This window comes from Shewanella carassii (genome assembly GCF_019670705.1).
In the GTDB taxonomy this organism is placed as follows: Bacteria; Pseudomonadota; Gammaproteobacteria; order Enterobacterales; family Shewanellaceae; genus Shewanella; species Shewanella carassii.
In genome coordinates this window covers 2,476,642-2,502,736 of the sequence record NZ_AP024618.1, presented here as the reverse complement: position 1 = coordinate 2,502,736, position 26,095 = coordinate 2,476,642, and the positions used below count along the sequence as shown (strand labels likewise).

Sequence of the window (26,095 nt, the reverse complement as noted above, 5' to 3'; positions counted from 1 at the left end):
CCTCTGGTTACAATAAGCTGCCTGCCGGCAGGGACAACGAGGTTCGGATTACCCGAAGGGATGCAGATGTACAGTCAGTTTTTCAGTTCACCCACCATAGTCAATCTTTCAATGCCGACCAGGTTGTGCCTCAGCCTGCCGGACAGTGTCAGTGATTTTGTGTTGTCGGAAGCGCTGCGCTCGCCGCTGCTTGAGTGGGTAATGCTTGAAGGAGAAGACAAGGCTTCGCAGGGACAGTTTATTTTGAGGCTGCAACCTTTTCTGACTCAGCAGTTGCTGCCTTTTGAATCCGTCAGGAAGGATGGAGTGTCGCGAACGGCCGGACAGGGTCTAAGGCTTTATTCTGAGATTGGAACCAGTACTTCAAGTTGCATCGCCGCCCTGAGGCAAGGCGTGAGTATCGATTTTTGGCCAGGGCAGACATTTTTCTGCTCGTTACAAACCGGTAGATTCGAGCTGCTGCCTCTGGAGCAGGATTTGCGTTTGTCCCAGGAGCCAAGAGAGATCATTCTTGCCAAGACAGCGTTGGCCGAAGCTCAGGATTATCAAGCCAGCAGTGAAAAGTTGGCGGTGCAACTCAGTGAAGTGACTCAGGCTCGAATCAGGTTGGAGCGATACCAGCTGGCGCATGGGGCTAAGTTGCCCGAAGGCCAGCTCAACGAAGTTTGGCATCTGCTCACAGGTCTATCCCAGAAACGTCAATGGCTGCTGCGATGTTATAATCAGTCGCTTGAACGTCCCAATTACCGCCAGAGTGCCAACCATGATGGCACCGAAGAAAAGCTCAGGCGCGCGCTTGAGTGCTATGAACTCTTGTCTTCGCCGGAGCTCAATGCCATGGTCAGGCAGTTGACCGACGAAGAGTAATACCACCTTGGGCTGCAAAGCCCAATTCTGATGGAAGTAATGCATGACTTATATTTGTCCCCTGTGCCGCAGCGAGTTGGTGCAGGATGGAAAACAATGGTGTTGTAGCCAAAACCACAGCTTTGACAAGGCAAAGGAAGGCTATGTCAACCTGTTGCCGGTGCAGAAGAAAAATTCTCGCGATCCCGGTGACAACAAGCAGATGATGCAGGCCAGGCGCGCTTTTTTGAATGCCGGCTATTATCAAGCTCTCAGCGACAGGGTCAACGAGCTGGCGTTGGAATATTGTAAGACACAACCCGAGATTTTGGACTTGGGCTGTGGTGAAGGCTACTACAGCGAGCGTTTGCAACAAGCCGTTGGTGGTAAACTCTATGGTTTGGATATTTCCAGAACCGCGATTCGTTACGCCGCCAAGGCACATCCACAGATGCGCTTTTGTGTAGCCAGCGCCTACGACATGCCTTTTGCCGATGCAGCCTTTGATCTCATGTTGCGTATCTACGCACCATCAAAAGTTCAGGAGTTGGCACGGGTGTGTAAGCCCGGCGGCGTTTTCATCTGTGTATCCCCAGGCCCAAGACATCACTTTCAGTTAAAAGAGATCATCTATAGTGAGCCAAGAGAGCATGAGCTGACCAAGGCAGAGCTACCGGGTTTTAACCTGCTGCATGATGAGAGACTGCAGTGGCCGCTGGTTCTGCCGGCCGGACCGGTTTGCAATGACTTTCTGGAGATGACTCCCTATGTCTGGAAGCTCAGCGCCGAACAGAAACAGCAGCTGCAGGCTGAGGGATTGCGTTGTGAACTGGATTTCCACATTCAAATTTACCAACGTAATACATAAGAGCTAGAACTATAAGATAGGTTTCAACTTGTTACGGCAAATACTCGAAATTTAAGTAAAAAAAACTAAGAAGGGTCAATTAAGTTTGTTGACTTATCTCCAGAATGATTTATAGTCTTCTTAGCTTGAAAGTTGGGCTTATTTTTATGTCTTCAATACGACCAGTTCGTCCTGTAAACATAAGTAATACCGGCATTTTCAGCTCCACCGCCGTTAAGGCTTAAAAGATAGTTTTATTTACAGGATTTATATCATGTCACAAGTAACTGGTGTAGTTAAGTGGTTCAACTCTGACAAAGGTTTCGGTTTCATCGAGCAAGAGTCTGGTCCAGACGTGTTTGTACACTTCCGCGCCATCAACTCTGACGGCTTCAAGACTCTGGACGAAGGTCAGAAAGTATCCTTCACTGTTACTCAGGGCCAAAAAGGTCCTCAAGCTGAAAACGTTTCTGTTATCGGCTAATCGCTTTTCGGGGTAACCCGAGCGATATCGTAATAAACCGCGCGAGCCTACACTTCTTGGTGTAAGGAAGCGCGGTTTTTTTATGCCTTGATTTTTATGTATTGGTTGTTCATGTCTTCATAGCTAAGCCAGCCCAATTTCTATCTCTTCAATCTTTTATCGCTTCAATAAGTGGTCTCGGTCTAGAGCTTTTATTCTAATTCATGCTGTTCTCTCAAATTAAGATTAATTTATTTCAGGCGATTACTCTGTTTTAAAAAATATATCTTTATTACCCAGATAACAGCAATCGAGTCTCTGATTTATCCGATTTTGACAGGCTTCCTGGGATGACTTCGGTCAGGCCCAAGCCGCTCTCTAGGAAAAAGAACGCACTTGCGTCTTTCCCAAGACTTTGTTGGTGAAAATGGCAGGCGTAATGTAGAAAGGTATTTGATTAAGTTGCTGTAAGTTGATTTTGATGCAGACTGATACAAGTGTAAATGACAAGGTCAGGTGTAAATACCCTGAGTGGCTCGATAGAACAAATAAAAGCGTGACACTAACCTGCTGTAGACGAAAGAAAAAACCTATGCCAAGACATAGGTTTTTTCGTGTCAGGGCTCGACTGGTATGGACGAGTTGCTGAGATTCAGATTTAGGCTGCGCCGTCGAACAAGGTATCTTCCAGTGTTCGGCCTCGCATCAGGCTGCGATATTGCCAGTCATTTTGCTTGAGTAGCTGCAGCAGTTCGATATCCAAGGTGTCCTTCTCCGGTTGGTAACGGATAAGGTAGTTTTGTTTGCCCTTGGCCGAGATCTCGTAAACGCCTTCGAGGGCGTAGAGTGCTTCCAGCAGTTTTTCCTGATCACAGTGTTGCATCTGCAGCGTCAGATAGGCTTCGGCGCTGCTTTGCTGCATGGTGACCGACTGGCCCAGTTTACCTTTGTCCAGATACAGCACTCTGTCACAGAGTTTTTCCAGTTCATCCAGATTGTGGGAGCTGATAATAAAGGTGGTATCTGTGCTCAGGGATTCTACCAACTCACGAATTTTGCGGGCGTTAGCGGGATCCAGTCCGGCTGTGGGTTCATCCAGCAGCACCAGCTTGGGGTTGCCTATCAGCGCCTGAGCAATCGCGGCGCGTTTTCCCATACCATGACTCAGAGAGTTGGGTTTTTGATTGGCGACCTCCTCAAGGCCTACCAGCGCCAGCACCCGCATGGATTCAGCCTTGGCAGCGTCGGCGCCCATACCCTGCATGCGGGCAAACAGGCTGAATTGAGTCAGCAGACTGAAGCCGGGATCCAGGGCGGCGTCCTGGGGCAGGGCCGAGATCTGTCCCAAAAGTCCGGTGCTGCCGGGGCGCTGTCCCATCACAGTGATTTCACCACTACTTGGACGTATATAACCCAGCAGCAGGCTCATCAATGTGGTCTTGCCGGCACCGTTTGGGCCGACCAGGGCGATGGGACTACCGGGCTCCAGTTGCAAGTCGACGCTATCCAATGCCCGCTTGCTGCCGTAGAGTTTGCTCAGGCCTTTACAGTTAATCAGACTCATAGATCACCTCGCTGCATCATGGTGCGGCCTATCGCTAATAATCCAATGGTTTGCAGCAGTGGCAACCAGGCACTTGACAGTGCCGTTAGCGGCTGGGCATTGAGCATGGCATCTATCTGTGCGCCGGGCACCAGATAACCGATGAAAGAGAGCATGGGCAGCTGAGCGTTAATAGTTGCCATTACTATCATCATGGCGGCAAAGAAAAGCACCGCAAATACGCTGGCCAGTCTGGCCGAGCTGGCCCAGAGTGAGAACAGCGCCATCAGGGCTGTGTAGGGCAGCAGGATCAATACCAGATTGAGTGTCATCATCAAGCCGGAAGTCAGCGCGGGTAGCACCAACGCCATATCTCGGCTCATGGCCAAAAATACGGTTGCTATGACTGTGATGGCAACCAACAGCAATTGGATCAACATCATGCCGAGGAAGCGGCCGAAGAAGAGGGCATCGCGGCCCGAACGCAGGCAGATAAAGCGCAGTGTGCCGCGGTTTTTGTCCGAGGCGAACTGATCGCCGCAGATAAGAATGCTGAACATGGGGAACAGGTAGAGACTGATGACCCAATAGACGGCTTGCTCGGCAACCGGCCAGGCAAACAGTTGATCCAACGTGCCTTCACCGAAGGCGCCGGTAACAAAATGCTTGAAGTCCGGGTTCAACAGAAAGCTGGCGGCACCTCGGACCGGATAGGCGAGGATCAGCAACCACACCAGGGCAAAAGCTATCATCGCCAGGGTGCCACGGCGGTGGAAAATGAGTTTATAGAGTTCAAATCCCGCGAGTTGCAGGGCGTTTTTCAGCCCCCCGGGATGAGTGCTGTGAGTTGCAGTTGTCATGTGGTTCCTTGTTTTGCTCCCAATATGGAGTCCTTGCAGCGACCGGAGCAAGCACTGGGTTGCCGATAAGACGCCAGCCTAACACCATGAGGCCAGGCAGGCCAACGCCTGGCCGCTATTTCAAGCCGTAGCTGTCGTTTTTACGGTCAATTATGCCAGTTGCGCCTTGAGCTCGGCCAATTCCTGTTTTAGTAAAGCCAGCTCTTGCTTCATTGTCGCCAGCTCTTGCTCAAGCAAAGCTATCTGGCTCTGGCTCGCCGTTTCAGGCTCACTTTCGCACTCTCTTTCGCGTTCACCTTCATGGTGAGCTGTAGCTTGATTGGCAATCTGAGTGGTATCTGCGCCGCCGTAACCTTCAGATACACCATCATTCTCAGTGAAGTTCTCGGCAAAGCGTATCTCACGTTTTCCGGGCTCCCTGGGCAGTTGGCGGATAAAGCCTTTGTCTTTCAACGCCAGCAGGGTTTGCTCCACTTGTGGCAGGCCGTCAAATTCAAACAGCCGCTGAGCCCGGCTTCTGAGTTCACCTGCGGTTTGGGCGCCGCGCAGCAGCAACAAACACACAATTGCCAGCTCTGCGGGAGAAAACTGCAGCTCGCCAAATTCTGTGTTGCAGAATCTGTGGCGGTATTTAATGACCCGGCTGCCAAAGCCGGACTGCTCACTCAGTAGACGTTTTTTACTCAGGCTGTCCAAGGCTTGCTGCACTTCAGACTCGCTCAGTTCCATCACGGGATCGCGGCTGGTCTTTTGATTGCAGGCTTGGGTCAGTGAATTGAGAGACAGGGGATAGAGATCCGGAGTGGTGACTTCTTTTTCCAGCAGGCAGCCAATCACTCTGGCTTCGATGGCATTGAGTTGCAACATAATTGACAGTTCCATTCAAGGCAGATGTCGGCCAACTGACCGACATTTTACTCAGTGTTTTTGAGTTATATCAGAGCCTTGAGCCGATGTCGCGGTTTTCCTCGGCTGCGCCTGCCCTGAATAGGACAGGCGCGTTATTTTTGCTCAGTTCTTTGTTCAATTACTGGCGTGGATACCGTCATCTTCGATGCGCAGTTTTCCGGCCTTGAACAGGCCGCCGATGGCTTTTTTGAAGGCCTTCTTGCTCATGCCAAGTTCGGCGTAGATCACTTCGGGCGAGGTCTTGTCGCTGTAGGGCAGGAAACCGCCGGCCTGGGCCAGCTTCTTCATGATCCGCTGTGATTGCTGATCCAACTCCTGACGGTCAGCCTTTTGCAGGGTCAGATCCAGTTTGTTGTCGTGACGCACCTGCTTGATATAACCCTTGAGCTTTTGGCCAAACTTCAGCTTACGGAACACCTCATTTTGATAGATGACGCCCCAATGCTTGTTGTTGACTATCGCCTTATAGCCGAGATCTGTGGTACCTGCGATGATAAGGTCAACCTGTTGACCATTCTTGTACCAAGCCGGGCTCTTATCGACAAACTTATCGATTTTGGACGAAGCGACAATCCGCTCGTCGGCGCGGTTACGGTGAACATAGACCAGGTAACTGCGGCCTTCTTCGGCCTGCTTGTGCTGCTCACCGAAGGGCAGCAGCAGATCTTTTTCCAGTCCCCAATCGAGGAAGGCACCGACCCGACCTATGGAAACTACCTTGAGATAAGCAAACTCACCCACCTGAGCCAGGGGCTTTTTAGTGGTTGCGATGGGCAGGTCGTTGGAGTCCAGATAGAGGAACACCTCCAACTTGTCGCCCACCTGACAACCCTTGGGCACCACTTTATTGGGTAATAACACCTGTCCCAACTCATGAGCGTTGAGGTAAACCCCGAAATCAACCTGTTTGACCACTTCCAGGGTGCAACTTTGACCTATTTCTGCCATCTGTTTTTGAACCTGATTAACTTTGTTTCAGCTGCGGCGGATTATAACGGATTGCGCTCACCTATGCCCGTGCCTTTTGTTAGGGAGGTGCGAATAAGTCCTCGTGGCCTTCTCTTTTGTAGGGCGTGGCTTGCACAGCAATTGGCGTTCAAGGCATCTGACTGAAGGCATGCCGGGGCCTGTCGAAGTCAGACTTCCCTAAGTTTGAATAAGACTAAAGTTAGCGCTGCTTTTTGCAGCAGAACTGGTTAAGCTGAAAATAAAAACCTTTGCCTATGTTCTCTATCTGGTCCGTCAGCCTGCTGGCACTCTTGTATCTCGCGCTGTTGTTTATCATCGCCTGGTGGGCGGATAAATATAAACCCAAACGTTTTCGGGCGCTGTTTTACAGCCTGACACTCGGCGTTTACTGTACCTCCTGGGCCTTTTTCGGTACCACGGCCCAGGCTGCCAACCATGGTTGGTGGCTGGCGCCCACCTATGCCGGCACCTTGATCCTGTTTCTATTTGGCTGGCGGCTTTACTGCCGGGTGGCACAAATCTGCCGCGATGAAAAACTCACATCCCTGGCCGACTTTATCGCCAGCCGCTATGGCCAGTCTTCCAGCCTCTCCGGGCTGGTGTCTTTTATTTCCGTGATTGCCATAGTGCCCTATATTTCGTTGCAGCTGTCGGCCACCTCGGAAAGTATCGCCATGCTCACGGGTGAAGAAGTTTCCTCCGGTGGATTCTGGCAAGACAGTACCTTTTATATCATGTTGCTGCTGGCGCTGTTTGCCGTACTGTTCGGTGCCCGGCGTCCAAGACCCAGCGAGCACAACCCGGGGCTGGTGGCCAGTATGGCGTTTGAATCACTGGTGAAGCTGGCTGCCTTTATCTCGGTCGGACTGTTTGTCTGTTTCGGTTTGTTCGACAGCCCGCTGGCACTCTGGCAACAGGCACAGAGCGCTAAGGCGCAAGGGCACTTGAGCTTTGAGGTCGACTCCGGCTACATCTATGCCACCCATACCCTGCTTGGGGTGTTGGCCATGTTCTGTTTGCCGCGTCAGTTTCATATGCAGTTTATTGAACCGGGCGGCGAGGGCCATCTCAGTACGGCGCGCTGGCTGTTTCCGCTGTATCTCATTCTTATCAATCTGTTTATTTTACCTATCGCGGTAGCCGGCCTGTTATGGTTCGGTAAGGAGCAGGTGGCGCCGGACTCCTTCGTACTGGCCTTGCCGATGGCGGTAGAGAATCACGCCGTTTCCCTGATGGTGTTTCTCGGCGGGTTTTCGGCGGCCACCAGCATGGTGATTGTCTCGGCGATAGTGCTGTCAATCATGATCACCAACGACTTTATCAATCAGTTTATTCTGCGGCACTCATCACTGGCCTCCGGCAGTCGCGGCCTCAGCCAAAACGCCTTGCTGCAGGCCAGAAGGGCGGTGATCTTCGCGCTGTTGCTGCTGAGTTACTTCACCCACAGAATACTGGCCGATACCAACTCCCTGGCCATGGTGGGCTTGATGTCTTTTTCCCTGGTGGCGCAGTTTGCACCTGCGCTGATCATAGGTTTATGGTGGCGTCAGGCCTCTTGCCTCGGGGCACAACTGGGGATCGCCTCAGGCTCGCTGGTGTGGTTTTATACCTTGCTGCTGCCGAATCTGGTGATAGGCGCGGTTGGTTACCAGCCCTGGCTCGACAATGGTCCATTCGGTGTTCAGGCTTTGGCGCCGCGGGATCTACTTGGGCTGGGGCTGGATGATATTACCCAGTCCATGCTGCTGTCGCTTGGGCTCAATTTAATGGTGTATATCTTGCTGCCTGTACTGCGCCCGGCGGGGCTCGCCGAGCGGCTGCAGAGCAGCAAGTTTGTTATCAGCCGGGATGACCGACGGGAAGGTGTGCCCAAGGCCAGTTTGAGTTTTCATGATCTGGCAGCCTTGCTGAAACGCTTCGGCGAAGCCGACTCGGCCAGTCAGTTGGTTGCCAGCGAGTTCCCGCTGGATCCCAATCACTGGAAAGCGGATGCGCCGGTGCGAACCGAGCAACTGGTCGAGAGAGAGCTCGCCGCCATGGTCGGCGGCGCCTCGGCCAGGCTGATTATCGATGCCGCCAAAGATGAGAAACATCAGGGGCTGGAGCAGGTGGCCGAATTTGTCGATGAGGCCCGCGAAGTGCTGCGCTTTAATCGCGACTTGCTGCAATCGACCATAGAAAATATCCAACAGGGGATCAGTGTGGTGGACTCCCAGCTGAGGCTGGTGGCCTGGAATCAGGGCTACAAGGATATGTTTCTCTACCCGGATGAGGCGCTCTATATAGGTCGACCGGTGGAAGAGATCATTCGCCTCAACGCCCACAGAGGCATGTTTCGCGGCGAAGACCCCGAACAGGAAATTGCCAAGCGTCTAGACTATCTGCGTCAGGGCAGCGCCTATAAGTATCAGCGCACCCACAGCAATGGCCGGGTGTATGAGATGCAGGGTAACCCCTTACCCGGTGGCGGCTTTGTGACCACCTATACGGACGTGACCGACTTTGTCAGCCAGCAGCGCCAGCTGGAACACGTCAATGCCTCGCTGGAAGAAAAGGTCAATCAGCGCACTCGGGCGTTGACCCAGGCCAACCGTGAACTGTCCAATGCCAAACGGGTGGCCGAGCAGGCAACCGAGAGCAAGACCCGCTTTTTTGCCGCCGCCAGTCACGATCTGTTGCAACCCTTCAATGCCGCCAGCCTGTTCTGCTCCTTGATGAGTGACAAGGCCAGGGGCAGTGAGCTGGAAACCCTGGCCGATAATATCCGTAGCTCCCTTGGCAGCGCCGAAGAGCTGCTCAGCAGTATTCTGGAACTGACCAAGCTCAACGCCGGAGCCTTCAAGGTGAATGTCAGTGAATTTCCATTGCGGCAAATCATAGATCCCCTCAGGCACGAGTATCAGGCGCTTGCGGCGCAAAAAGGTATTGGCTTTCATCTAGAGAGTCAGGAAGTGCTGCTCAATACCGACAAGGCGCTGCTTAAACGTGTGCTGCGTAATCTGCTCAGCAACGCCATTCGTTATACCGAGCAGGGCGAAGTGCGGCTGAAGACCTATCTTGAAAACGGACTCTTGTCATTGATAGTGGAAGACACGGGCATTGGCATCGCCAAGGAAGATCAACTGACCATATTTGAAGAGTTCAAGCAGCTCGGCAGCCGCGGTAACGCCGAAGGGCTGGGGCTTGGGCTGGCGATTACCAAGCGTATCTGCGATCTGTTGGACATCCCCTTGCTACTGGGTTCCCAGGTAGGAACCGGTACTCAGTTTACCTTGTTGCTGCAATGCAAGTCGCTGCCGGGGGCCGTGGCCGCGGTCAAACCCAAGACTTTGGAGAGTGAGTCCGATTTTGCCGGGTTGCGGGTTTGGCTGGTGGATAATGATCAAACCGTGCTCGAAGCCCTGGGGCAGGTCATGGGCAGTTGGGGCTGCGAGATAGAAAAGGCCACCGGCGCCGAGCAGTTGGCTGAACTGCAAGCGCGTTTGCCCTTGCCGCAACTTTTGATAGTCGATTATCAGTTGGATGCCGGTCTCACCGGGGTTGAGCTGTTGGCCTCCCAGGGTTTGTCCGGATTACCTGTGATTATCAATACTGCCAATCAGGCCGAAAGCATTCGCGAGCAGGTTAGTGATGCCGGTTTCCCCTTGCTTTACAAGCCACTGAAGTTGCCGGCGCTCAGGCGCAGTATCAAGCGTTTGCTCAATTGAGGCGCGCTTTTAAATAAAGCGCTTTGTGGGGAAGGGGAAACCGTTATTCGGGGCGGCTGAGCTGGTTATAGCGGATACCGGCCTGGGTTCGGTTGTTGAGGCCGAGCTTGCGCAGAATGGCCGATACATGCTGCTTGACCGTGGTTTCCTGCACCTGCATTTCATAAGCTATCTGCTTATTGAGCAGACCATCGGCTATCATCGCCAGCACCTTGTATTGTTGCGGCGTCAGTTTTTCCAGATTTCTGGCAAAGTCCGTCTGCTCGTCATCGGCGTCCAGAGTTTCCAGCGCCAAATCCGCCGGTAGCCAGGTTTCGCCATTGAGCACCTCGGCGATGGCTTCGGATATCCGCTCCAGCGGCGAGGACTTGGGCACATAGGCCGAAGCGCCCAGGGCGATGGCTTGCTGCATAATCGCCGGTGCTTCGGTGGCCGACACCATGATGATCAACACATCCGGGTATTGATTGCGCAGTTGCGACAGTCCCTGCAAACCATTGGCTCCTGGAATGCCGAGGTCGAGAAACACCAGCTCAGTTTCACTGTGTCGCCCGAGCAGCTCAAATAACCCCTCGAGATCGGCGCATTCGCGTATCTGTGCTTCATCCAATACGCAGGCGGCGGCTTGCTTGAGGGCGCTGCGAAACAGCGGGTGATCATCGGCAATTATGGCTTTCACCAGACTCATCCTAAGGGCTCCGGGTTTCAAATTTTATACGGGAAAGTATCAATAAAAACAAGGCTTACCCTAGGGTAAGCCTTGTTCGGGGCACGGATTAAAAGCGGTAGCCTACCGTCAGGGTCACTGTACGTGGATCGCCGTAATAACCAATCAGAGTGTTGTCGCCACCGAGTCCTGGGGTGTACTTGCTGACATCTGTCGGATCGCTCGGATCCGGGGTGACAAACTGATAGCCGCCGATAAGGTACTCTTCATCGGTGAGGTTTTTGCCATAGAGGCCGGCATACCAGCTGCCGTCATTGCTATACCAGGTGATCCCCAGATTCAACAGGCCGTAGGCGTCCTGGGTTAGCAGGCTGTCTTCCTCAAACAGCACATAGTCACCGCGATAGTAATAGTTGCCGTTAAAGACAAACTCACCGATATCGGCATAGAGACGATAGGTGAAACCCAGGTTAAAGGTGAGATCCGGGGTATTGGCTATGGTAAATCTGTCCGATTTGTCGGAAGTTTCACCTGTGGCAGGGTCGGTATCGAACACTTCACTGAATTCAGCATCGATATAGCCCACCGCCAGGTCAAAGTTCAGCGCGTCTGTGGCCACCCAGGTCATCTCAAGCTCTGCGCCACGTGCCTCCGAAGAGCCTATGTTACCCAGGCGCTGATTGAGGTCGGCGGCCGTGTCGCCCGGCAATACAGAGATATACTGCCTGTCCTTATGATCCAGGCTGAACAGGGTCAGGTTGGCCCTTAAGTTGCGGCCCCATTCGCTCTTCATCCCCAGCTCGAAGCTGTCAACGGTTTCAGGATCTGCCGCCGGCTCGGCGCTTTCGGCCCTGGGATTAAAGGTGCCTGACTTGAAGCCCTGGGCGTAACTGGCAAAGAACATGATGTCATCCGAGTACTGGTATTCCACCCCGACTCTTGGGGTCAGCTTGGACCAGTCTTCACTGTCGTCCAATACCAAGGGCACCAAGTCGCCTTCGGGACGGACATAGCCCGGCACCCAGCCGGATTCGGGATAGACGGTATCGAATATCAGGCCGTTGCGGACATAGGCTTGCTTTTCGTCCTGGGTGTATCTCAGCCCTAGGGTCATGGACCAGTTGTCACTTAAATCTACGCTGCCCTGAATATAGGCCGCCTTGCTGGTGGAGTTGGAGCAGCCGCTCACTTCACGGGTCAGTCCAGGGGCGTTGAGCGCCTTTCCAAGCTCTTCGAGAATCGCCTGAAACTGGCCGCAGGACTCGGCATCATAGTAGTAAAGACCGGACACCAGCTTGTAGTTGTCGCCGCTGTGATGCAGCTGCAGCTCATGGGTGGTTTGCTCGTCGTCATAGATGGCCGGTACGTCGAAAATTTGCAGCGAGGTGTTGTCGAAATCTATGTTGGTGGGTGAGTAACTCTCTCTTCTGGCCGCGATATATTTCAGCTGCGTTGAGTGGTTTATGTCCCAGCTGCCGGTGAAGCTCCAACCTTCGAGGTCCACCTCGTTCCAGGTGGGCAGACTGGTGTAGGAGTCAAACTTGCTGTCCGGTACCGGGGCATTGGTCAGCAGACTCGGCAGCAGGCGATAACCGCCCTTGGCGTTGGATTTATCGTCTGTTTTATCCCAGGCGAGGCGGAAAAACAGTGAGTCTGTTGGGTGATACTCCAGGGTGAGTCGCATGGCACTGAGATCTTTGTTGTAGTTCTCTTTGTCCTGGTTCGGCTCGGCCGAGGTCAAAAACTCACCGAAACCATCGCGGTTGAGGTTGGCATAGCCAAAGCCCAGATACAGCTGCTCGTCTATTAGCGGATACTGGCCGGTGATCTTGAGATCTTTCTGATTAAAGCTGCCGTAGGAGCCCTGAATATTCAGCTGGGGATCGCCGGACATCACCTTGGTCACATACTTGACCGCACCGCCTATGGTGTTCTTGCCGTAAAGTGTGCCCTGAGGGCCGCGCAGTATCTCTATCTGCTGCACGTCCAGCAGATCCAGTACCGCCCCCTGTGGGCGGGCGATATAGATATCATCCACATAGATACCGACGCCGGGCTCATAACCCCAGAGCGGGTCCTGCTGGCCCACGCCGCGAATAAAGGCGGTCATGGTGGAGTTGGTTCCCCGACTCGCCTGCAGCGTGGTATTGGGGGAGAACTGCTGCACTTCGGTCACCACGGTAATACCGCGCTCATTAAGCTCGGCCTCACTGACTGAGGTGACGGCGACCGGTACTTCCTGCAGGTTTTCCACTGTGCGTCTGGCGGTGACTTCAATACGTTCCAGCTCGCCCTTATTGTTGGTTTCTTCTGCCTGAGCCGCTATCGGCGTCAATGCCGAAGCGATGGCCAGTGCCAGCAGAGAGTAGGGGATCTTGGCTTGACTCATGATTAAGTCCTTTTTGTTGTTTTGTTTGTTTTGTTTTTGTTAACACTTCGGCGTTTACTCTAGAGCAAAGGAAGCGGAAGGGAATTAGCACCTTAGTACAGTGTTATTTAATGATTTGAAATTTATTGGTTATTTTGTGTATAGCACTATGGTGTTATGTTCAATCCGGTTTTTGCTTGTCACTCTCTTGGTTGCAAAAATTGGTTGCAAAAAATTAACAATGACGCCTGGTCAATCGCTGCAAATTTGCGGCGCCGGAATAGGGCGGCCAACAACAAGAGATGGGCTTATGTTGAGTATGCTGGGACTCTTCGGTGGCTTACTGCTGCTGATTATTTTGACACTCAGAGGTGTCAACCTGTTTGTCGCCGCGCCACTGTGCGCGGCCTTGGTGGCGCTGAGCAACCATATTCCGTTATTTGATGCCTCGGGGGCTGACTTTGTCAGTGCCTATATGGGCGGTTTTTCCGGCTTTCTGGCGTCCTGGTTCTTTATGTTTTTGCTGGGCTCTCTGTTCGGCAAGTTTATGGAAGATACCGGCGCGGCCGATGCGGTGGCGCATTTTATTGTGGGGAAACTCGGGATCCGCTATGCGGTGCTGGCAGTGGTAGCCGCCTGTGCCGTGTTGACCTATGGCGGCGTCAGCGTATTTATTGTGGCATTTTCCGTCTATCCCATGGCGCTGGGGCTGTTCAAGGACGCCAATCTGCCGCGGCGCTTTATTCCGGCTGCGTTGGCATTGGGCTCGGTGACTTTCACCATGACCTCGGCCGGTTCGCCTGAGATCCAGAACTGGATCCCGATCAAATACCTCAATACCTCTCCCTGGGCTGCCTGGGAAGTGAGCCTGGTGGTGGCCCTGTTTATGGCGGTCAGCGGTTATTTTTGGCTCAAGTGGATGATTAACCGAGCCATCGCCAGAGGCGAGCGTTTCGAGGCGCGCAGTGATGATCCTGAAGTGCCGGAGCGGGATCTGCCCCATCCCATCACAGGGGTGATCCCTCTCATTGTGGTGCTGGTTATCTCCTTTTGGCTGCACGATACCCTGGCACAAAATGCCCTGATAGTTGCCTTGCTCGGTGGGGTGCTGACGCTGATGTTAATCAACTTCCGCCATTTTCATCATCTGGGACGGGCGGTCAATGACGGCACCACAGGCGCACTGGTGGCCATAGGCAATACCAGCGCCGTGGTCGGCTTTGGCGCCGTGGCCAAATCATCGACCGCCTTTGCCACCGCGGTTGAGGTGATGACCAATATGCCGGGCAATGAGCTGTTGGGGGCTGCGGTGGCGGTGAGCGTGATTGCCGGCCTTACCGGCTCTGCCAGCGGCGGCCAGGCGATAGCCTTGCCTTTGGTGGCGCCCCATTATCTGGATATGGGGGTGAACCCGGATCAGTTGCATCGAGTGGTGGCCATTTCTTCCGGTGCTTTGGATACCTTGCCCCATAACGGTTATGTGGTTACCACCATTCGCGCCATCTGTAAGGAAACCCACAAGCGCGCCTATTGGGCGATGGCGGCGCTGACGACCCTGCTGCCCCTTATCGGTGTCGCGCTGGCACTGGCTCTGTTTATTTGGTTTTAAGAGGTGAATATGAAGTTATTTGCATCCTGCATGTTTGCGGCGCTGCTTGGGGTTGCCCAAGCCTGTGCTCCGGCTTCGGCCGAGTCTGTTTCTGCCTCGGCGGCTTCGTCCTTGAAAGCAACCGCCCAGCCTATGCTGGTGGAGAAAAAGTCGTTTACCACCACTGAGTTTCGCACAGTATCGGGCAAAGTGTTGCCCAGTGTGACCGTCGGCTGGGAAAGCTACGGCAGTCTCAATGCGGCCAAGGACAATGTCATACTGATCACTCATTTCTTTTCCGGTAATTCCCACGCCGCCGGCAAGTACGCCGAGTCTGATCCCCAGAGTGGCTATTGGGACGCCATCATAGGGCCGGGCAAGGCGATAGATACCAATCGCTTCTTTGTTGTCAGCGCCGACACTCTGGTCAACGCCAATGTGCACGACGGTCATACCATCACCACAGGGCCTGCCAGCATCAACCCTGAAACCGGCAAACCCTGGGGATTGGATTTCCCCGTGGTGACCATTCATGACTTCGTAGAGGTGCAGCGCTTGCTGCTGGAGAGTCTCGGCATTGAAAAACTCCATGCGGTGATGGGTGCCTCCATGGGGTCATTTCAGGCGCTAGATTGGGCGGTGAGTTACCCGGATAGAGTCGAGCGGCTCATTCATGTTATCGGCGCCGACAGCATGGATGCCTGGAGCGTACCGGCACTGGAAAAATGGGCCCTGCCTATCCGGCTGGATCCCAACTGGCGCGGCGGCGACTACTACGGCAAGACGCCCCCGGTGGCAGGGCTGACCGCGGCGCTGCTCAATATCACCCAGGATGCAATGGCGCCGGAGGCTTATCTGGCCAGCTTCAAGGATTTCACTGTCGCCGACAAAGGCGCGCTGGCGGATATTCGCACGCTGCCGCAAATCAGCCAGATCTTGCAACAGCGCGCCGGGGCCAGGGCGGCATTGCAGGATGCCAACCATGTACTGTATCTGGTACGGGCCTCGCAACTGTTCAGTGCCGATTGGCAAGGGGGCGAGCTGAAACCCGCCTTGGCCAAGATAAAGGCCAAGAGCCTGTTGCTGCCCGCCAGTGGCGATCTGCTGCTGCGGCCCCAGAGGGTGAGGCAGATGGCCGCCACCCTGAAGGAACTGGGTAAAGAGGTAGAGATAAGTGAAATTAAAGGCCCCTGGGGCCATCTCGATGGCTTGTTCTCCATTCAGAGCAAGAGTGATGAAATCCGTGCATTTCTGGCGGACTGAGTCAAGCCGCCGCAGGGCGTAATTTAAGGAGCCTGTATGAAAGACCCTAAAACCGTATTGATCACCGGCGCGGCCAGCGGTATCGGCCTGGCGATTGCCACTGAGCTGGCGGCCTTTGGCCACAGGATATTGCTGAGCGATCTCGACCCTGAGCGGGCGATACTGGCCGCCAACACGCTTAATCAAGCCGGCGGCAACTGCTTGGGCCTTGGGCTCAATGTCGCCGACCCCCGGGCCATTGAAGCGCTGACCGAGCAACTGGCTGACATTGAAGTGGATGTGCTCATCAACAATGCCGGACTGCAGCATGTGGCGCGCCTCGATGCCTTTCCGGCCGAGAAGTGGCAACTGCTGCAACAGGTGATGCTCACCGGCCCGGCGATGCTTTGCAAGGCATTGCTGCCGGGAATGCGGGAGCGCAACTTTGGCCGCATCATCAATATCGGCTCTATCCATGCACTGGTGGCATCCAGGTACAAGTCGGCCTATGTGGCCGCCAAACACGGTTTGCTGGGGCTGAGCAAGGTAGTGGCACTGGAAAACGCCGACTGGGACATTACCGTCAACACGATTTGCCCAGCTTATGTGAAAACACCTCTGGTGGAGGCGCAGATAGCGTCCCAGGCAAGGGAGCACGGCATGAGTGAGCAAGAGGTTATCGACAACATCATGCTGTCCCCCATGCCGAAAAAGGCGTTTATCGGTGTCGATGAAATCGTGCACTCGGTAGCGTTTTTGATGGCGCCGGCGGCGCGCAACATTACCGCCCAGACGCTGGTGCTGGACGGTGGCTGGACCGCGCAATAAGGCAAGAGAGGCTGACACAGGAGAATCACTATGGCCGGGTTGGATAAAAGGGTTGCCAGTCATGAACAGGCATTGGAGGGGATAACCCATGAGATGCGGATCATTGCCGGAGGCTTTGGCCTTTGTGGCATTCCCGAGGGCTTGATAGCCGAGTTGGTGCGCAGAGAGGTGCGTGATCTGGAGCTGGTGTCCAACAACTGTGGCGTCGACGACTTCGGTCTTGGGCTGTTGCTGCAAAACCGCCAAATTCGCAAGATGGTGGCGTCATACGTGGGTGAAAATGCCCTATTTGAGCAATTGATGATGAGTGGTGAGCTGGAGGTGGAGCTGGTGCCTCAGGGCACTCTGGCCGAGCGGATCCGCGCCGGCGGCGCCGGGATCCCGGCGTTTTACACGGCCACGGGAGTCGGTACTCCGGTGGCCGAGGGCAAACCCCGTGAACATTTTGAAGGCCGGGAGTATCTGCTGGAGCGCGGCATAGTCGCCGACTTTGCGCTGGTTCGCGCCTGGAAGGCCGATTGGCAGGGCAACTGCATCTATCGCCACACCGCGATGAACTTCAACCCCTTGGCAGCGATGGCGGGCAAGATAACCGTGGTAGAGGCCGAAGAGATCGTCGAACCCGGCAGCCTGCCGCCATCACAAATTCATACGCCGGGGATTTTTGTCGATCGCCTGGTGCAGGGACAGTTTGAAAAACGCATCGAAAAGCGCACCTTTCGGCCCAGCTAACAGGAGAACAGCATTATGGCGTTGAGTCGCGAACAGATGGCTATGCGGGTCGCCAGAGAGATCCGTGACGGTGACTATGTCAATCTGGGCATAGGCATTCCCACTCTGGTAGCCAACTACCTGCCACCCGGGATAGAGGTGATGCTGCACTCGGAAAATGGTCTGTTGGGAATGGGTCCGTTTCCGTTGGAGGAAAAGATAGATGCCGACATGATCAATGCCGGTAAGGAGACGGTCACTGCGGTCAAAGGCGCGGCGATTTTCGACTCGGCCCTGAGCTTTGCCATGATAAGGGGCGGGCATGTGGATCTCACAGTGTTGGGGGCGATGGAGGTGGATCAACAGGGCAATATTGCCAGTTGGATGATCCCGGGCAAGATGGTCAAAGGGATGGGCGGCGCCATGGATCTGGTGGCCGGCGCGGCCAACATCATATGTACCATGATGCACTGCAGCAAACAGGGTGAGTCCAAGTTGCTTGAGCGTTGCACGTTGCCGCTGACCGGGGTTAACTGTATCAAGCGGGTGCTGACGGACTTGGCACTGCTGGAAATCCGTGACGGCGGCTTTCATCTACTGGAGCGCGCGCCGGGGGTGACTGTTGAGGAGATCCGCGCCAAGACGGCGGGCAGACTGCATTGCGGCGAGTCTGTGCCGGAAATGACCTTTGATTAATTCGCTAAATTGGGTGGCGTTTTTAGCTGCTGCGATTTTTGCTTGAATCGCCAGGCTTCAAGATAACAAACCTTTGTTTGAGGGTGAGTTTTCACCCTCGAATTCCCCAAGGGGGCTGCATTGAATCAAACCAGGTACCCGAAGCGGTATCTGGCCATCAAAATAAGGAGCCTGAGTATTTAAAAAATCTTGAACAGATATAATCGGCTTTCAAAGCTCAATCTATTGATATAAATCGAAAAAAAACCGTTTAAATGGCATGAGTGAACATCGCAGCTGTAGTTTATATTTCAAAGCCTTGGATAAACTGTGATTCGTGCTTGCATTATGGGGCACAGCAAGGTTTAATTGCGCCGTTTTGAAGGTACATTCAGTCCTGACAGGCAAACGTGAGTAACAGGGTTATTATGGTTCACGAGTCATTAACCGTGTAAATGAACAAAGCACCATTTACACGGGGTTAAGAGGGTTTTAGCTAATGCACAGCCATTCATTTGCCGCACTGGTTCGCCAAGTGCCACAACACAGGTTTTCAACCATTGTCAGCTATGACAATACCGGCTTGAAACATCTCACGTTAATCCGCATCAATTCCGGCCGCGAACAGGCCAATAGTCCCAACTGAGCCCGTCGTCCATCTACGACGATACATTCACTCGGCATTCGTTTTGGAATTGCCGAGGACGGGTTATTTGTCCACCCTTACATTCAACACCAAGAGTTTTAGGTTAAATGCAAGCCAAGAATATTTACTACGAGACACTGCATCCGGCATACGGGCAGTATTTTGAGGTGGAAAAGGTGCTGTTCGAGCAAAAGACCGAACAGTGGCACCTGAGCATTTTTGAAAATGCCGCTATGGGACGGGTCATGGCGCTCAATGGCGCCATCCAGACCACAGAGAAAGATGAGTTTGTCTATCACGAAATGTTGACCCATGTGCCTATTCTGGCCCACGGTGACGTCAAGCGGGTGCTTATTATAGGCGGCGGTGACGGCGGCATGCTGCGGGAAGTGGTCAAACATAAACAGATTGAATCCATTACCATGGTGGAGATTGATGCCGCCGTAGTAGAAATGTGTAAAAGCTATTTTCCAAACCATTCTCAAGGCGCCTATGATGACCCCAGAGTCAACTTGGTGATCAGCGACGGGATGGATTATGTTAGGCAATCACAGCAAAAATTTGATGTGATTATCTCTGATTGCACAGATCCCGTTGGTCCGGGGGAAGTGCTGTTCAGTTCCGACTTTTACGAGGGCTGTAAGCGTTGTCTCAATGAAAATGGGATTTTTGTCGCTCAGAACGGCGTGCCTTTTATGCAGCTGGATGAAGTGCAAAATACCGTAAGACGCATGAGCTCTTATGTGAAAGAGTGTCGGTTCTATATGGCGGCCGTGCCTACCTATGTGGGTGGCAGCATGGCCTTTGCCTGGGCAACCGATGATCTTGAGGCGCGTCAGCATAGCCTGGCGACTCTCGAAGAGCGTTTTGAACGGGCCGGTATTACCACCCGTTATTACACGCCGGCTATCCATCAGGCAAGCTTTGCGCTGCCGGCGTTTGTCGAACAGGCGGTCGCGTCAGCGATGACGGTTACCGCATAACCCATTTTTTGATAACAGGCTAACGAACATGAGTGATTGGTCTATTGACGATGCCCGCGTCGGCTACAACGTCGCATACTGGAGCCAGGGATTTTACGGGATCAGCGATCAGGGTGAGGTGACAGTGTCACCGGATCCTTTGAATCCGGACAGCAAAATCGGCCTGAACGAACTGGCCAAAGATATGGTGAAGGCCGGTGTTAACCTGCCTGTGCTGGTCCGTTTCCCGCAGATTTTGCACCACAGGGTCGATAGCCTGTGCCAAGCCTTTAATCAGGCGATTCAAAAGTACGAGTACAGCGAAGACTATCTGCTGGTTTATCCCATCAAGGTGAACCAGCAGCAGACAGTGGTTGAGGAAATCCTCGCCAGCCAGGTCAGCAAAGAAGCTCCGCAACTTGGGCTTGAAGCCGGCAGTAAGCCTGAGCTGATGGCGGTACTGGCGATGGCACAAAAGGCCAGCTCAGTCATAGTCTGCAACGGCTACAAGGATAAAGAATATATCCGCCTGGCACTGATAGGCGAAAAGTTGGGCCACAAGGTCTACATAGTGCTGGAGAAGATGTCCGAGCTTAAGATGGTACTGCAGGAATCCCGCGAGCTTGGGGTTACTCCGCGTCTGGGTCTGCGCGCACGTCTGGCGTTCCAGGGCAAGGGCAAGTGGCAGGCCAGTGGCGGTGAAAAGTCCAAGTTTGGTCTGTCTGCTGCGCAGGTGCTGCGGGTGGTTAACGAGCTCAAGAGTGCCGACATGCTGGATTCGCTGCAGTTGCTGCACTTCCACCTGGGTTCGCAAATCGCCAATATCCGCGATATTCGCCATGGTGTGGGTGAAGCGGCGCGCTTCTACTGTGAGCTGAGAAAACTGGGGGCCAAGGTCAACTGTTTCGACGTGGGCGGTGGCCTGGCGGTGGACTATGACGGTACCCGCAGCCAAAGCAACAACTCAATGAACTATGGCCTGAGCGAATACGCCAACAATATCGTCAGCGCTCTGAGTGATGTCTGCGCCGAGTACGAGCAGCCGGTGCCGAGAATTATCTCTGAGTCCGGCCGCTTCCTGACGGCGCACCACGCCGTACTTATCACGGATGTTATCGGTACCGAGGCCTATTCTCCTGAGAATATCCAGCCACCGGCAGAGGATGCGCCACAGCTGCTGCACAATATGTGGCAGTCCTGGAGCGATATCCGCGGCCGCGCCGATTCCCGCGCCCTGATTGAGATTTTCCACGATACCCAATCGGATCTGGCCGAAGCTCACGCTCTGTTTGCTCTTGGGCAACTGAGCCTGGAAGAGCGCGCCTGGGCGGAGCAGACCAACCTGCGTGTCTGTCACGAGCTGCAGGGCTTGATGAACAACAAGAACCGTTATCACAGACCCATCATTGATGAACTCAATGAGAAACTGGCCGACAAGTTCTTCGTTAACTTCTCGTTGTTCCAATCGCTGCCGGATGCCTGGGGCATAGATCAGGTGTTTCCTGTGTTGCCGCTAACCGGGCTGGATACCGCACCTGAGCGCCGCGCCGTGATGCTGGATATCACCTGTGACTCGGACGGCATGGTGGATCAGTATGTGGACGGGCAGGGGATTGAAACCACACTGCCGGTTCCTGCCTGGAGTGCCGAGAGCCCGTATCTTATCGGTTTCTTCCTGGTTGGGGCTTATCAGGAGATCCTCGGTGACATGCACAACCTGTTTGGTGATACCAACTCGGCTGTGGTGCGTCTCGATGAAAGCGGCCTGGCCAACATAGAGTCTGTGCTGTCCGGTGACACTGTGGCCGATGTGCTGCGCTATGTGAACCTGGATGCCGTGTCCTTTATGCGCACCTATGAAGAGCTGGTGAATCAGCATATTGCCGAAGACGAACGCACCTCCATCCTTGAAGAGCTGCAATTGGGTCTTAAGGGTTATACCTATCTGGAAGATTTTTCATAAGGTCGGTGCATTCAGCAGGCCCTTCGGGGCCTGCAATAAGTAGAGATAAAAGATGTTTTTTGAAGGTTCAGAAAAAAAAATTGAAGTGATAGTGACGCCGGCTACGCCTTCGCTGCGCTCACTGGGAAAGCCCTTCTGGGAAGAGATGGTGGCCAAGGCCAATGCAGAAATCCTCTCTTCCGTCAGCAATGATTATTGCGATGCTTATCTGCTTAGCGAGTCGAGCCTGTTTGTTTGGGACGACAGATTTTTAATGTTGACCTGTGGTACCACCACACTGGCGCGCTCGACCCTGCATTTTATCGATTCTCTCGGTGAAGAGGCGATAGCCTTTGCGACTTTTCAGCGCAAAAACGAATATCTTTCACACCTGCAAGCCAGCTCTTTTGAGCAAGACTTACAGGCACTGAGAGATAAGATGTCCGGGGTGGCATATCGTATCGGTCATCTGGATTCCCATCATCATTATCTGTTTTGCAGTGACAAGGCATATCGCGCCGAGAACGACGATATCACCAATGAACTGTTGATGTATCACATTCGCGGTGAAGCGGCCGACTATTTGCGCTCTGATAACCAAAGTTGCGCCGGAATACGTCAACTGTTGGCACTGGAAGAGATGTTGCCCGGCTTTCAGTTTGATGATTTCCTGTTTGAGCCCTTTGGTTATTCCATCAACGGCATTCGCGGTAAAGAGTATATGACTATTCATATCACACCGCAGGAAAGCAGCTCTTATGTCAGCTTCGAGACCAACCTGGATCTCGCCGCGCAACCGATAGATATCTTCGCCCGTTTGCTGGCCATTCTTAACCCCGGTAGTTGGGATGTCATCGGCTTCAACGCCCAGCAGGACACCCGTGGTTACCCGGAACATTTATGTTTGGGAAGTTGCTCTTTGTCCCTGGAGCAGGGTTATAATGTCAGCTTCAGTCATTATCAGCAGATGTGCCACGAAGTGCTGATCCCTGAGTCCATGTAAATATCGGCATTAGCCAAGTTTTGGAGTATTTATGACCACTTTAGCAGATAAACCTGATTACTCGCTTTATTCAAATGCGTTTGGTTATTTGCGTCAGCCACTGGATTTCAAACCGCTAGAAAGCGATGCGGATGTGGTGGTAATAGGTTTGCCTTTCGATATGGCCGTTACCGGCCGCAGCGGTGGCCGTATGGGGCCCGGAGCTATCCGCAATGCCTCGACCAATCTGGCCTGGGAAGAGAAGCGTTGGCCTTGGGATTTCAGCCTCAGCGAATATATCAAGATAGTGGACGCCGGCGATCTGGTATTTAATTGTGGTGATGCCGCCGATTTTACCGAGCGCACCGAAAACTTTGCCAGCAAAGTTTTGGCCTCAGGCAAGACACTGCTGAGCTTTGGCGGCGATCACTTTGTGACCCTGCCGCTGCTGCGCGCGCACCACAAACAGTTTGGCAAGATGGCACTGCTGCACTTCGATGCGCACACCGATACCTACAGTGAAGGCAGCAAGTTTGACCACGGCACCATGTTCTATCATGCCCCCAACGAAGGCTTGATCGAACCGGCCCATTCTGTGCAGGTGGGGATCCGCACCGAATACACCAAAGAGGGCCACGGTTTTCAGGTGATTGACGCCGCCATGGCCAATGATATGACCGCCGATGAAATCGTAGCGCAGATCAAGGCGCGGGTTGGCGATATGCCTTTGTATGTGACTTTCGATATCGATTGCCTGGATCCTGCCTTCGCGCCGGGAACCGGTACTCCGGTGTGCGGTGGTCTCACCAGTGACAAGGCGCTGAAGATTATCCGTGGTCTCAAGGGCCTCAACATAGTGGGTATGGATGTGGTTGAAGTGGCACCTGCTTACGATAGCGCCGACATTACCGCGCTGGCGGGCGCAACGCTGGGCCTGGAAATGCTGCATGTTTGGGCCTTGTGCCAGGGCAAAGTCAAGTAAGCCGCTTCACGTTAAGCCAACGCTTGTCGTTGGCTTTTCTTTTCGTATAGAGCCCCCTAGCTAGGCTGGGGGGCCGTTTCGCTGGGGCATTGCGCCCGGCTCAGGGACAAGGATAGACAATGACAGATTTGAGTGATATTCGCCGCGAATACACCCAGGGCGGCCTCAGGCGCGCCGATCTGGCCGCCGAGCCCATGGCGCAGTTCGAGCGCTGGATGGCGCAGGCCAAGGATGCACCTTTGACGGACCCTACCGCCATGGTGGTGGCCACAGTGGACGAAACCGGCCAACCGTTTCAGCGGATAGTCTTGCTGAAGCGTTTTGATCAGCAGGGTTTTGTATTCTTTACCAATCTGGAAAGCCGTAAGGCGCAGCAGATTGCCGTCAATGCCAAGGTCAGTTTACTGTTCCCCTGGCATCCGCTGGAGCGCCAGGTCGCCGTGACAGGTGTAGCCGAAGCCCTGTCTGCTACAGAGGTATTCAAGTACTTTGTCAGCCGTCCGAAAGATAGCCAGATAGCGGCCTGGGTCTCGAAACAGTCGAGCAAGCTTAGCGCCCGCCAGGCACTCGAGAGCAAGTTTGCCGAGATGAAGGCCAAGTTTGCCAAGGGCGAAGTCCCCTTGCCCAAGTTTTGGGGCGGATACCGCATAGTGCCTTCCAGTGTGGAATTCTGGCAGGGCGGTGAGCACAGGCTGCATGACAGATTCCTCTACAGTCGCACAGATGACGGATGGGAGATCAATCGACTCGCACCTTGATGGCGATATTGCCTAACAAGAGGGACGGCATCTGCCGTCCCTCTACTTTATCCCCCAGCTATTTTAACCGCACTACGTTTTCTGCCTGCAACCCCTTTTGGCCTTCAGTCACGCTGAAGCTGACCTTCTCTCCTTCTTTCAGGGTGCGGCGGCCGCTGCCTTGAATGGCGCGGTAGTGGACGAACACATCGGCGGCGTTTTCCTGGGTTAGAAAACCAAAGCCCTTTTCATCGTTGAACCATTTAACGGTTCCTGTCACTTGTTGCTCTGACATCGTTTCCTCATTACTTCATCTTGGCTGCGGGCCTGTATCCTTGCTTGTAGCTTAAAAGGGTTTTGTTTCATTGGTTTGACAGCCTGATGACGCTGAGAGAAATGGTTGCAAAAATTCACTCTATGGTGGCAAAGGTTTTCTTGGAGTGAACAATATGCTTTAGTAATGAGTAATCTACAAAAAGCGCTTGCTTTTACCCGGGTGAAATCCGGCGCAGTTCAATTCACACCTTACAAGGAATAATAATATGTATAAATGGTTCCCCTTGCTGGCGCTCGGCGCCTTCAGTCACCTAGCCCTAGCGGCTGACTGGCAGTTGGACAATGCCGACTCTAGGGTTAGCTTTGTGTCAGTCAAGAAAGGTGATATCGCCGAGGTGCATGAGTTTAACCAGTTGAGCGGCACACTTGCCGAGAATGGTGAATTTAAGTTGGAGATCCCTCTTAGCGGCGTCAATACCGGCATAGAGATCCGTGACAAGCGGATGCAAACCATGTTGTTTGAGGTGGCGAATTTCCCGAAACTGACTCTAACCGCCCATGTGCCTACTGAGCAGGTGAATAACCTCAAGCCTGGCGAACTATTGACCTTAGAGATAGAGGGCAAATTGTCGCTGCATGGTAAGAGTCAACACAAAAGTTTTGGCGTGGTGGTGGCCAGGCTGGGTGACTCCGGTCTTTTGGTGACCTCGAACAGACCCGTTATAGTGTATGCCGAAGAGTTTAATTTGACCGATGGGCTTGAAAAATTGCGTGAAATTGCCGGTCTATCCAGCATCAGTCAGGCTGTTCCCGTGTCTTTTGTTCTAAGATTAAACAAGTAACAAACATCGGCTTGATTTGAGGCAAGACTCAAGGCGGAATTTGTTTCATAATGTCACTCCCGAACGCCGCATTGACGGCGCTCGGAAGTTTACCCTTTATGGGTTGGCCTGAGACGTTGCACGCGGGAAGAAAGATGGTTACAGACAAAGAAGGCTATATGCACCTCATACAATACCTGACAGAACACTTGGGGTTGTTTGAGACTCCGGAGGGGGAACCTTTGGGCGACAGCAGCGTTATGGAATTATTTGAAGAACAGCTGTCGGCGCAGATTATTATGGTCTGTGGCCAGAATCCGCAGTTATCTTTTTCGGAGCGTAACACGGTTATCCGCGAGATCGATGCCATAGTGTACGACTTGGAAGAGATCCTCGCTAAAGTTGCAGATCAAAGGGCTACCGCGAAGCAAACCTTGTTTATCACTGAATTTTCCGGGTTGATCAAAAACTTGTTCGATCAGGAAATTGCCAAGCTCCTACCTCAATAACGCAGATGGTGGAGG

The 26,095-nt window shown here is 53.5% G+C and carries 24 protein-coding genes; 17 read left to right on the top strand and 7 right to left on the bottom strand.

Going from position 1 to position 26,095, the window contains the following annotated elements:
* Positions 1 to 66: 66 nt before the first annotated feature.
* From K5621_RS11325 to K5621_RS11315, 3 genes are all read left to right on the top strand, one after another.
* Positions 67 to 867, top strand: coding sequence for a hypothetical protein (locus K5621_RS11325; protein WP_221049275.1), 801 nt, complete (start codon positions 67 to 69; stop codon positions 865 to 867).
* 43 nt (positions 868 to 910) lie between these two features.
* Positions 911 to 1,714 carry a 23S rRNA (guanine(745)-N(1))-methyltransferase gene (gene rlmA, locus K5621_RS11320; protein ID WP_221049274.1) on the top strand — a complete coding sequence of 268 codons (804 nt, stop codon included), beginning with the start codon at positions 911 to 913 and terminating at the stop codon, positions 1,712 to 1,714.
* 253 nt (positions 1,715 to 1,967) lie between these two features.
* A complete protein-coding gene (locus tag K5621_RS11315) occupies positions 1,968 to 2,177 on the top strand; it encodes a cold-shock protein (protein WP_025009607.1) in 210 nt (69 codons plus the stop codon).
* 637 nt (positions 2,178 to 2,814) lie between these two features.
* Here the strand turns inward: K5621_RS11315 and K5621_RS11310 are convergent.
* From K5621_RS11310 to K5621_RS11295, 4 genes are all read right to left on the bottom strand, one after another.
* Entirely contained in the window at positions 2,815 to 3,720 is a 906-nt protein-coding gene (locus K5621_RS11310) for an ABC transporter ATP-binding protein (RefSeq protein WP_221049273.1), read from the bottom strand.
* Positions 3,717 to 4,559 (bottom strand): ABC transporter permease subunit, encoded by an 843-nt coding sequence (locus K5621_RS11305; protein WP_100143976.1) that lies wholly within the window; start codon positions 4,557 to 4,559, stop codon positions 3,717 to 3,719. Before K5621_RS11305 ends, K5621_RS11310 begins: the two co-directional genes overlap by 4 nt.
* 150 nt (positions 4,560 to 4,709) lie before the next feature.
* Complete coding sequence (locus K5621_RS11300) at positions 4,710 to 5,423, bottom strand: YceH family protein (RefSeq protein WP_221051179.1); 714 nt, start codon at positions 5,421 to 5,423, stop codon at positions 4,710 to 4,712.
* 159 nt (positions 5,424 to 5,582) lie between these two features.
* Positions 5,583 to 6,416 (bottom strand): CvfB family protein, encoded by an 834-nt coding sequence (locus tag K5621_RS11295; protein WP_093983029.1) that lies wholly within the window; start codon positions 6,414 to 6,416, stop codon positions 5,583 to 5,585.
* Positions 6,417 to 6,691: 275 nt separating this feature from the next.
* Between K5621_RS11295 and K5621_RS11290 the strand changes: the two genes are divergently transcribed.
* On the top strand, positions 6,692 to 10,144 hold the full coding sequence (locus K5621_RS11290) for a PAS domain-containing hybrid sensor histidine kinase/response regulator (RefSeq protein WP_221049272.1): 3,453 nt from the start codon (positions 6,692 to 6,694) through the stop codon (positions 10,142 to 10,144).
* Positions 10,145 to 10,187: 43 nt separating this feature from the next.
* Here K5621_RS11290 and K5621_RS11285 read toward each other — a convergent pair whose 3' ends face one another.
* Together K5621_RS11285 and K5621_RS11280 are read right to left on the bottom strand one after the other, a co-directional pair.
* Positions 10,188 to 10,832 carry a response regulator gene (locus K5621_RS11285; protein WP_025888960.1) on the bottom strand — a complete coding sequence of 215 codons (645 nt, stop codon included), beginning with the start codon at positions 10,830 to 10,832 and terminating at the stop codon, positions 10,188 to 10,190.
* Positions 10,833 to 10,920: 88 nt separating this feature from the next.
* The gene (locus tag K5621_RS11280; protein ID WP_221049271.1) at positions 10,921 to 13,200 is read right to left on the bottom strand and encodes a TonB-dependent receptor; all 2,280 of its coding nucleotides are present in this window, start codon (positions 13,198 to 13,200) and stop codon (positions 10,921 to 10,923) included.
* 289 nt (positions 13,201 to 13,489) lie between these two features.
* Between K5621_RS11280 and K5621_RS11275 the strand changes: the two genes are divergently transcribed.
* From K5621_RS11275 to pdxH, 11 genes are all read left to right on the top strand, one after another.
* Entirely contained in the window at positions 13,490 to 14,788 is a 1,299-nt protein-coding gene (locus tag K5621_RS11275; RefSeq protein ID WP_028779308.1) for a GntP family permease, read from the top strand.
* Between the two features lie 9 nt (positions 14,789 to 14,797).
* Positions 14,798 to 16,030, top strand: coding sequence for an E22 family MetX-like putative esterase (locus K5621_RS11270; RefSeq protein WP_221049270.1), 1,233 nt, complete (start codon positions 14,798 to 14,800; stop codon positions 16,028 to 16,030).
* A 36-nt stretch (positions 16,031 to 16,066) separates the two neighbouring features.
* Positions 16,067 to 16,837 carry a 3-hydroxybutyrate dehydrogenase gene (locus K5621_RS11265; protein WP_093983025.1) on the top strand — a complete coding sequence of 257 codons (771 nt, stop codon included), beginning with the start codon at positions 16,067 to 16,069 and terminating at the stop codon, positions 16,835 to 16,837.
* 30 nt (positions 16,838 to 16,867) lie between these two features.
* Positions 16,868 to 17,569: a CoA transferase subunit A gene (locus K5621_RS11260; protein WP_221049269.1), complete on the top strand. Its 702-nt coding sequence runs from the start codon at positions 16,868 to 16,870 to the stop codon at positions 17,567 to 17,569.
* Positions 17,570 to 17,584: 15 nt separating this feature from the next.
* Positions 17,585 to 18,244 (top strand): CoA transferase subunit B, encoded by a 660-nt coding sequence (locus tag K5621_RS11255; protein ID WP_028779305.1) that lies wholly within the window; start codon positions 17,585 to 17,587, stop codon positions 18,242 to 18,244.
* Between the two features lie 478 nt (positions 18,245 to 18,722).
* Positions 18,723 to 18,869, top strand: a complete 147-nt coding sequence (locus K5621_RS11250; protein ID WP_093983023.1) for a hypothetical protein — start codon at positions 18,723 to 18,725, stop codon at positions 18,867 to 18,869.
* A 107-nt stretch (positions 18,870 to 18,976) separates the two neighbouring features.
* Positions 18,977 to 19,852: a polyamine aminopropyltransferase gene (gene speE / locus K5621_RS11245; protein WP_100143958.1), complete on the top strand. Its 876-nt coding sequence runs from the start codon at positions 18,977 to 18,979 to the stop codon at positions 19,850 to 19,852.
* A gap of 28 nt (positions 19,853 to 19,880) precedes the next feature.
* On the top strand, positions 19,881 to 21,794 hold the full coding sequence (speA, locus tag K5621_RS11240; protein ID WP_025888969.1) for a biosynthetic arginine decarboxylase: 1,914 nt from the start codon (positions 19,881 to 19,883) through the stop codon (positions 21,792 to 21,794).
* A gap of 52 nt (positions 21,795 to 21,846) precedes the next feature.
* Positions 21,847 to 22,776, top strand: coding sequence for an adenosylmethionine decarboxylase (locus K5621_RS11235; protein ID WP_221049268.1), 930 nt, complete (start codon positions 21,847 to 21,849; stop codon positions 22,774 to 22,776).
* 31 nt (positions 22,777 to 22,807) lie between these two features.
* The gene (speB, locus tag K5621_RS11230) at positions 22,808 to 23,737 is read left to right on the top strand and encodes an agmatinase (RefSeq protein WP_221049267.1); all 930 of its coding nucleotides are present in this window, start codon (positions 22,808 to 22,810) and stop codon (positions 23,735 to 23,737) included.
* Between the two features lie 119 nt (positions 23,738 to 23,856).
* Complete coding sequence (gene pdxH, locus K5621_RS11225; RefSeq protein ID WP_028779301.1) at positions 23,857 to 24,495, top strand: pyridoxamine 5'-phosphate oxidase; 639 nt, start codon at positions 23,857 to 23,859, stop codon at positions 24,493 to 24,495.
* Positions 24,496 to 24,553: 58 nt separating this feature from the next.
* Here pdxH and K5621_RS11220 read toward each other — a convergent pair whose 3' ends face one another.
* Positions 24,554 to 24,769, bottom strand: coding sequence for a cold-shock protein (locus K5621_RS11220; RefSeq protein WP_025009621.1), 216 nt, complete (start codon positions 24,767 to 24,769; stop codon positions 24,554 to 24,556).
* Between the two features lie 247 nt (positions 24,770 to 25,016).
* Here K5621_RS11220 and K5621_RS11215 point away from each other — a divergent pair, with 247 nt between their 5' ends.
* Both K5621_RS11215 and K5621_RS11210 read left to right on the top strand, forming a co-directional pair.
* Positions 25,017 to 25,592 carry a YceI family protein gene (locus K5621_RS11215; protein ID WP_100143954.1) on the top strand — a complete coding sequence of 192 codons (576 nt, stop codon included), beginning with the start codon at positions 25,017 to 25,019 and terminating at the stop codon, positions 25,590 to 25,592.
* Between the two features lie 134 nt (positions 25,593 to 25,726).
* A complete protein-coding gene (locus tag K5621_RS11210) occupies positions 25,727 to 26,080 on the top strand; it encodes a DUF3802 family protein (protein WP_100143952.1) in 354 nt (117 codons plus the stop codon).
* The last annotated feature ends 15 nt before the right edge of the window (positions 26,081 to 26,095 follow it).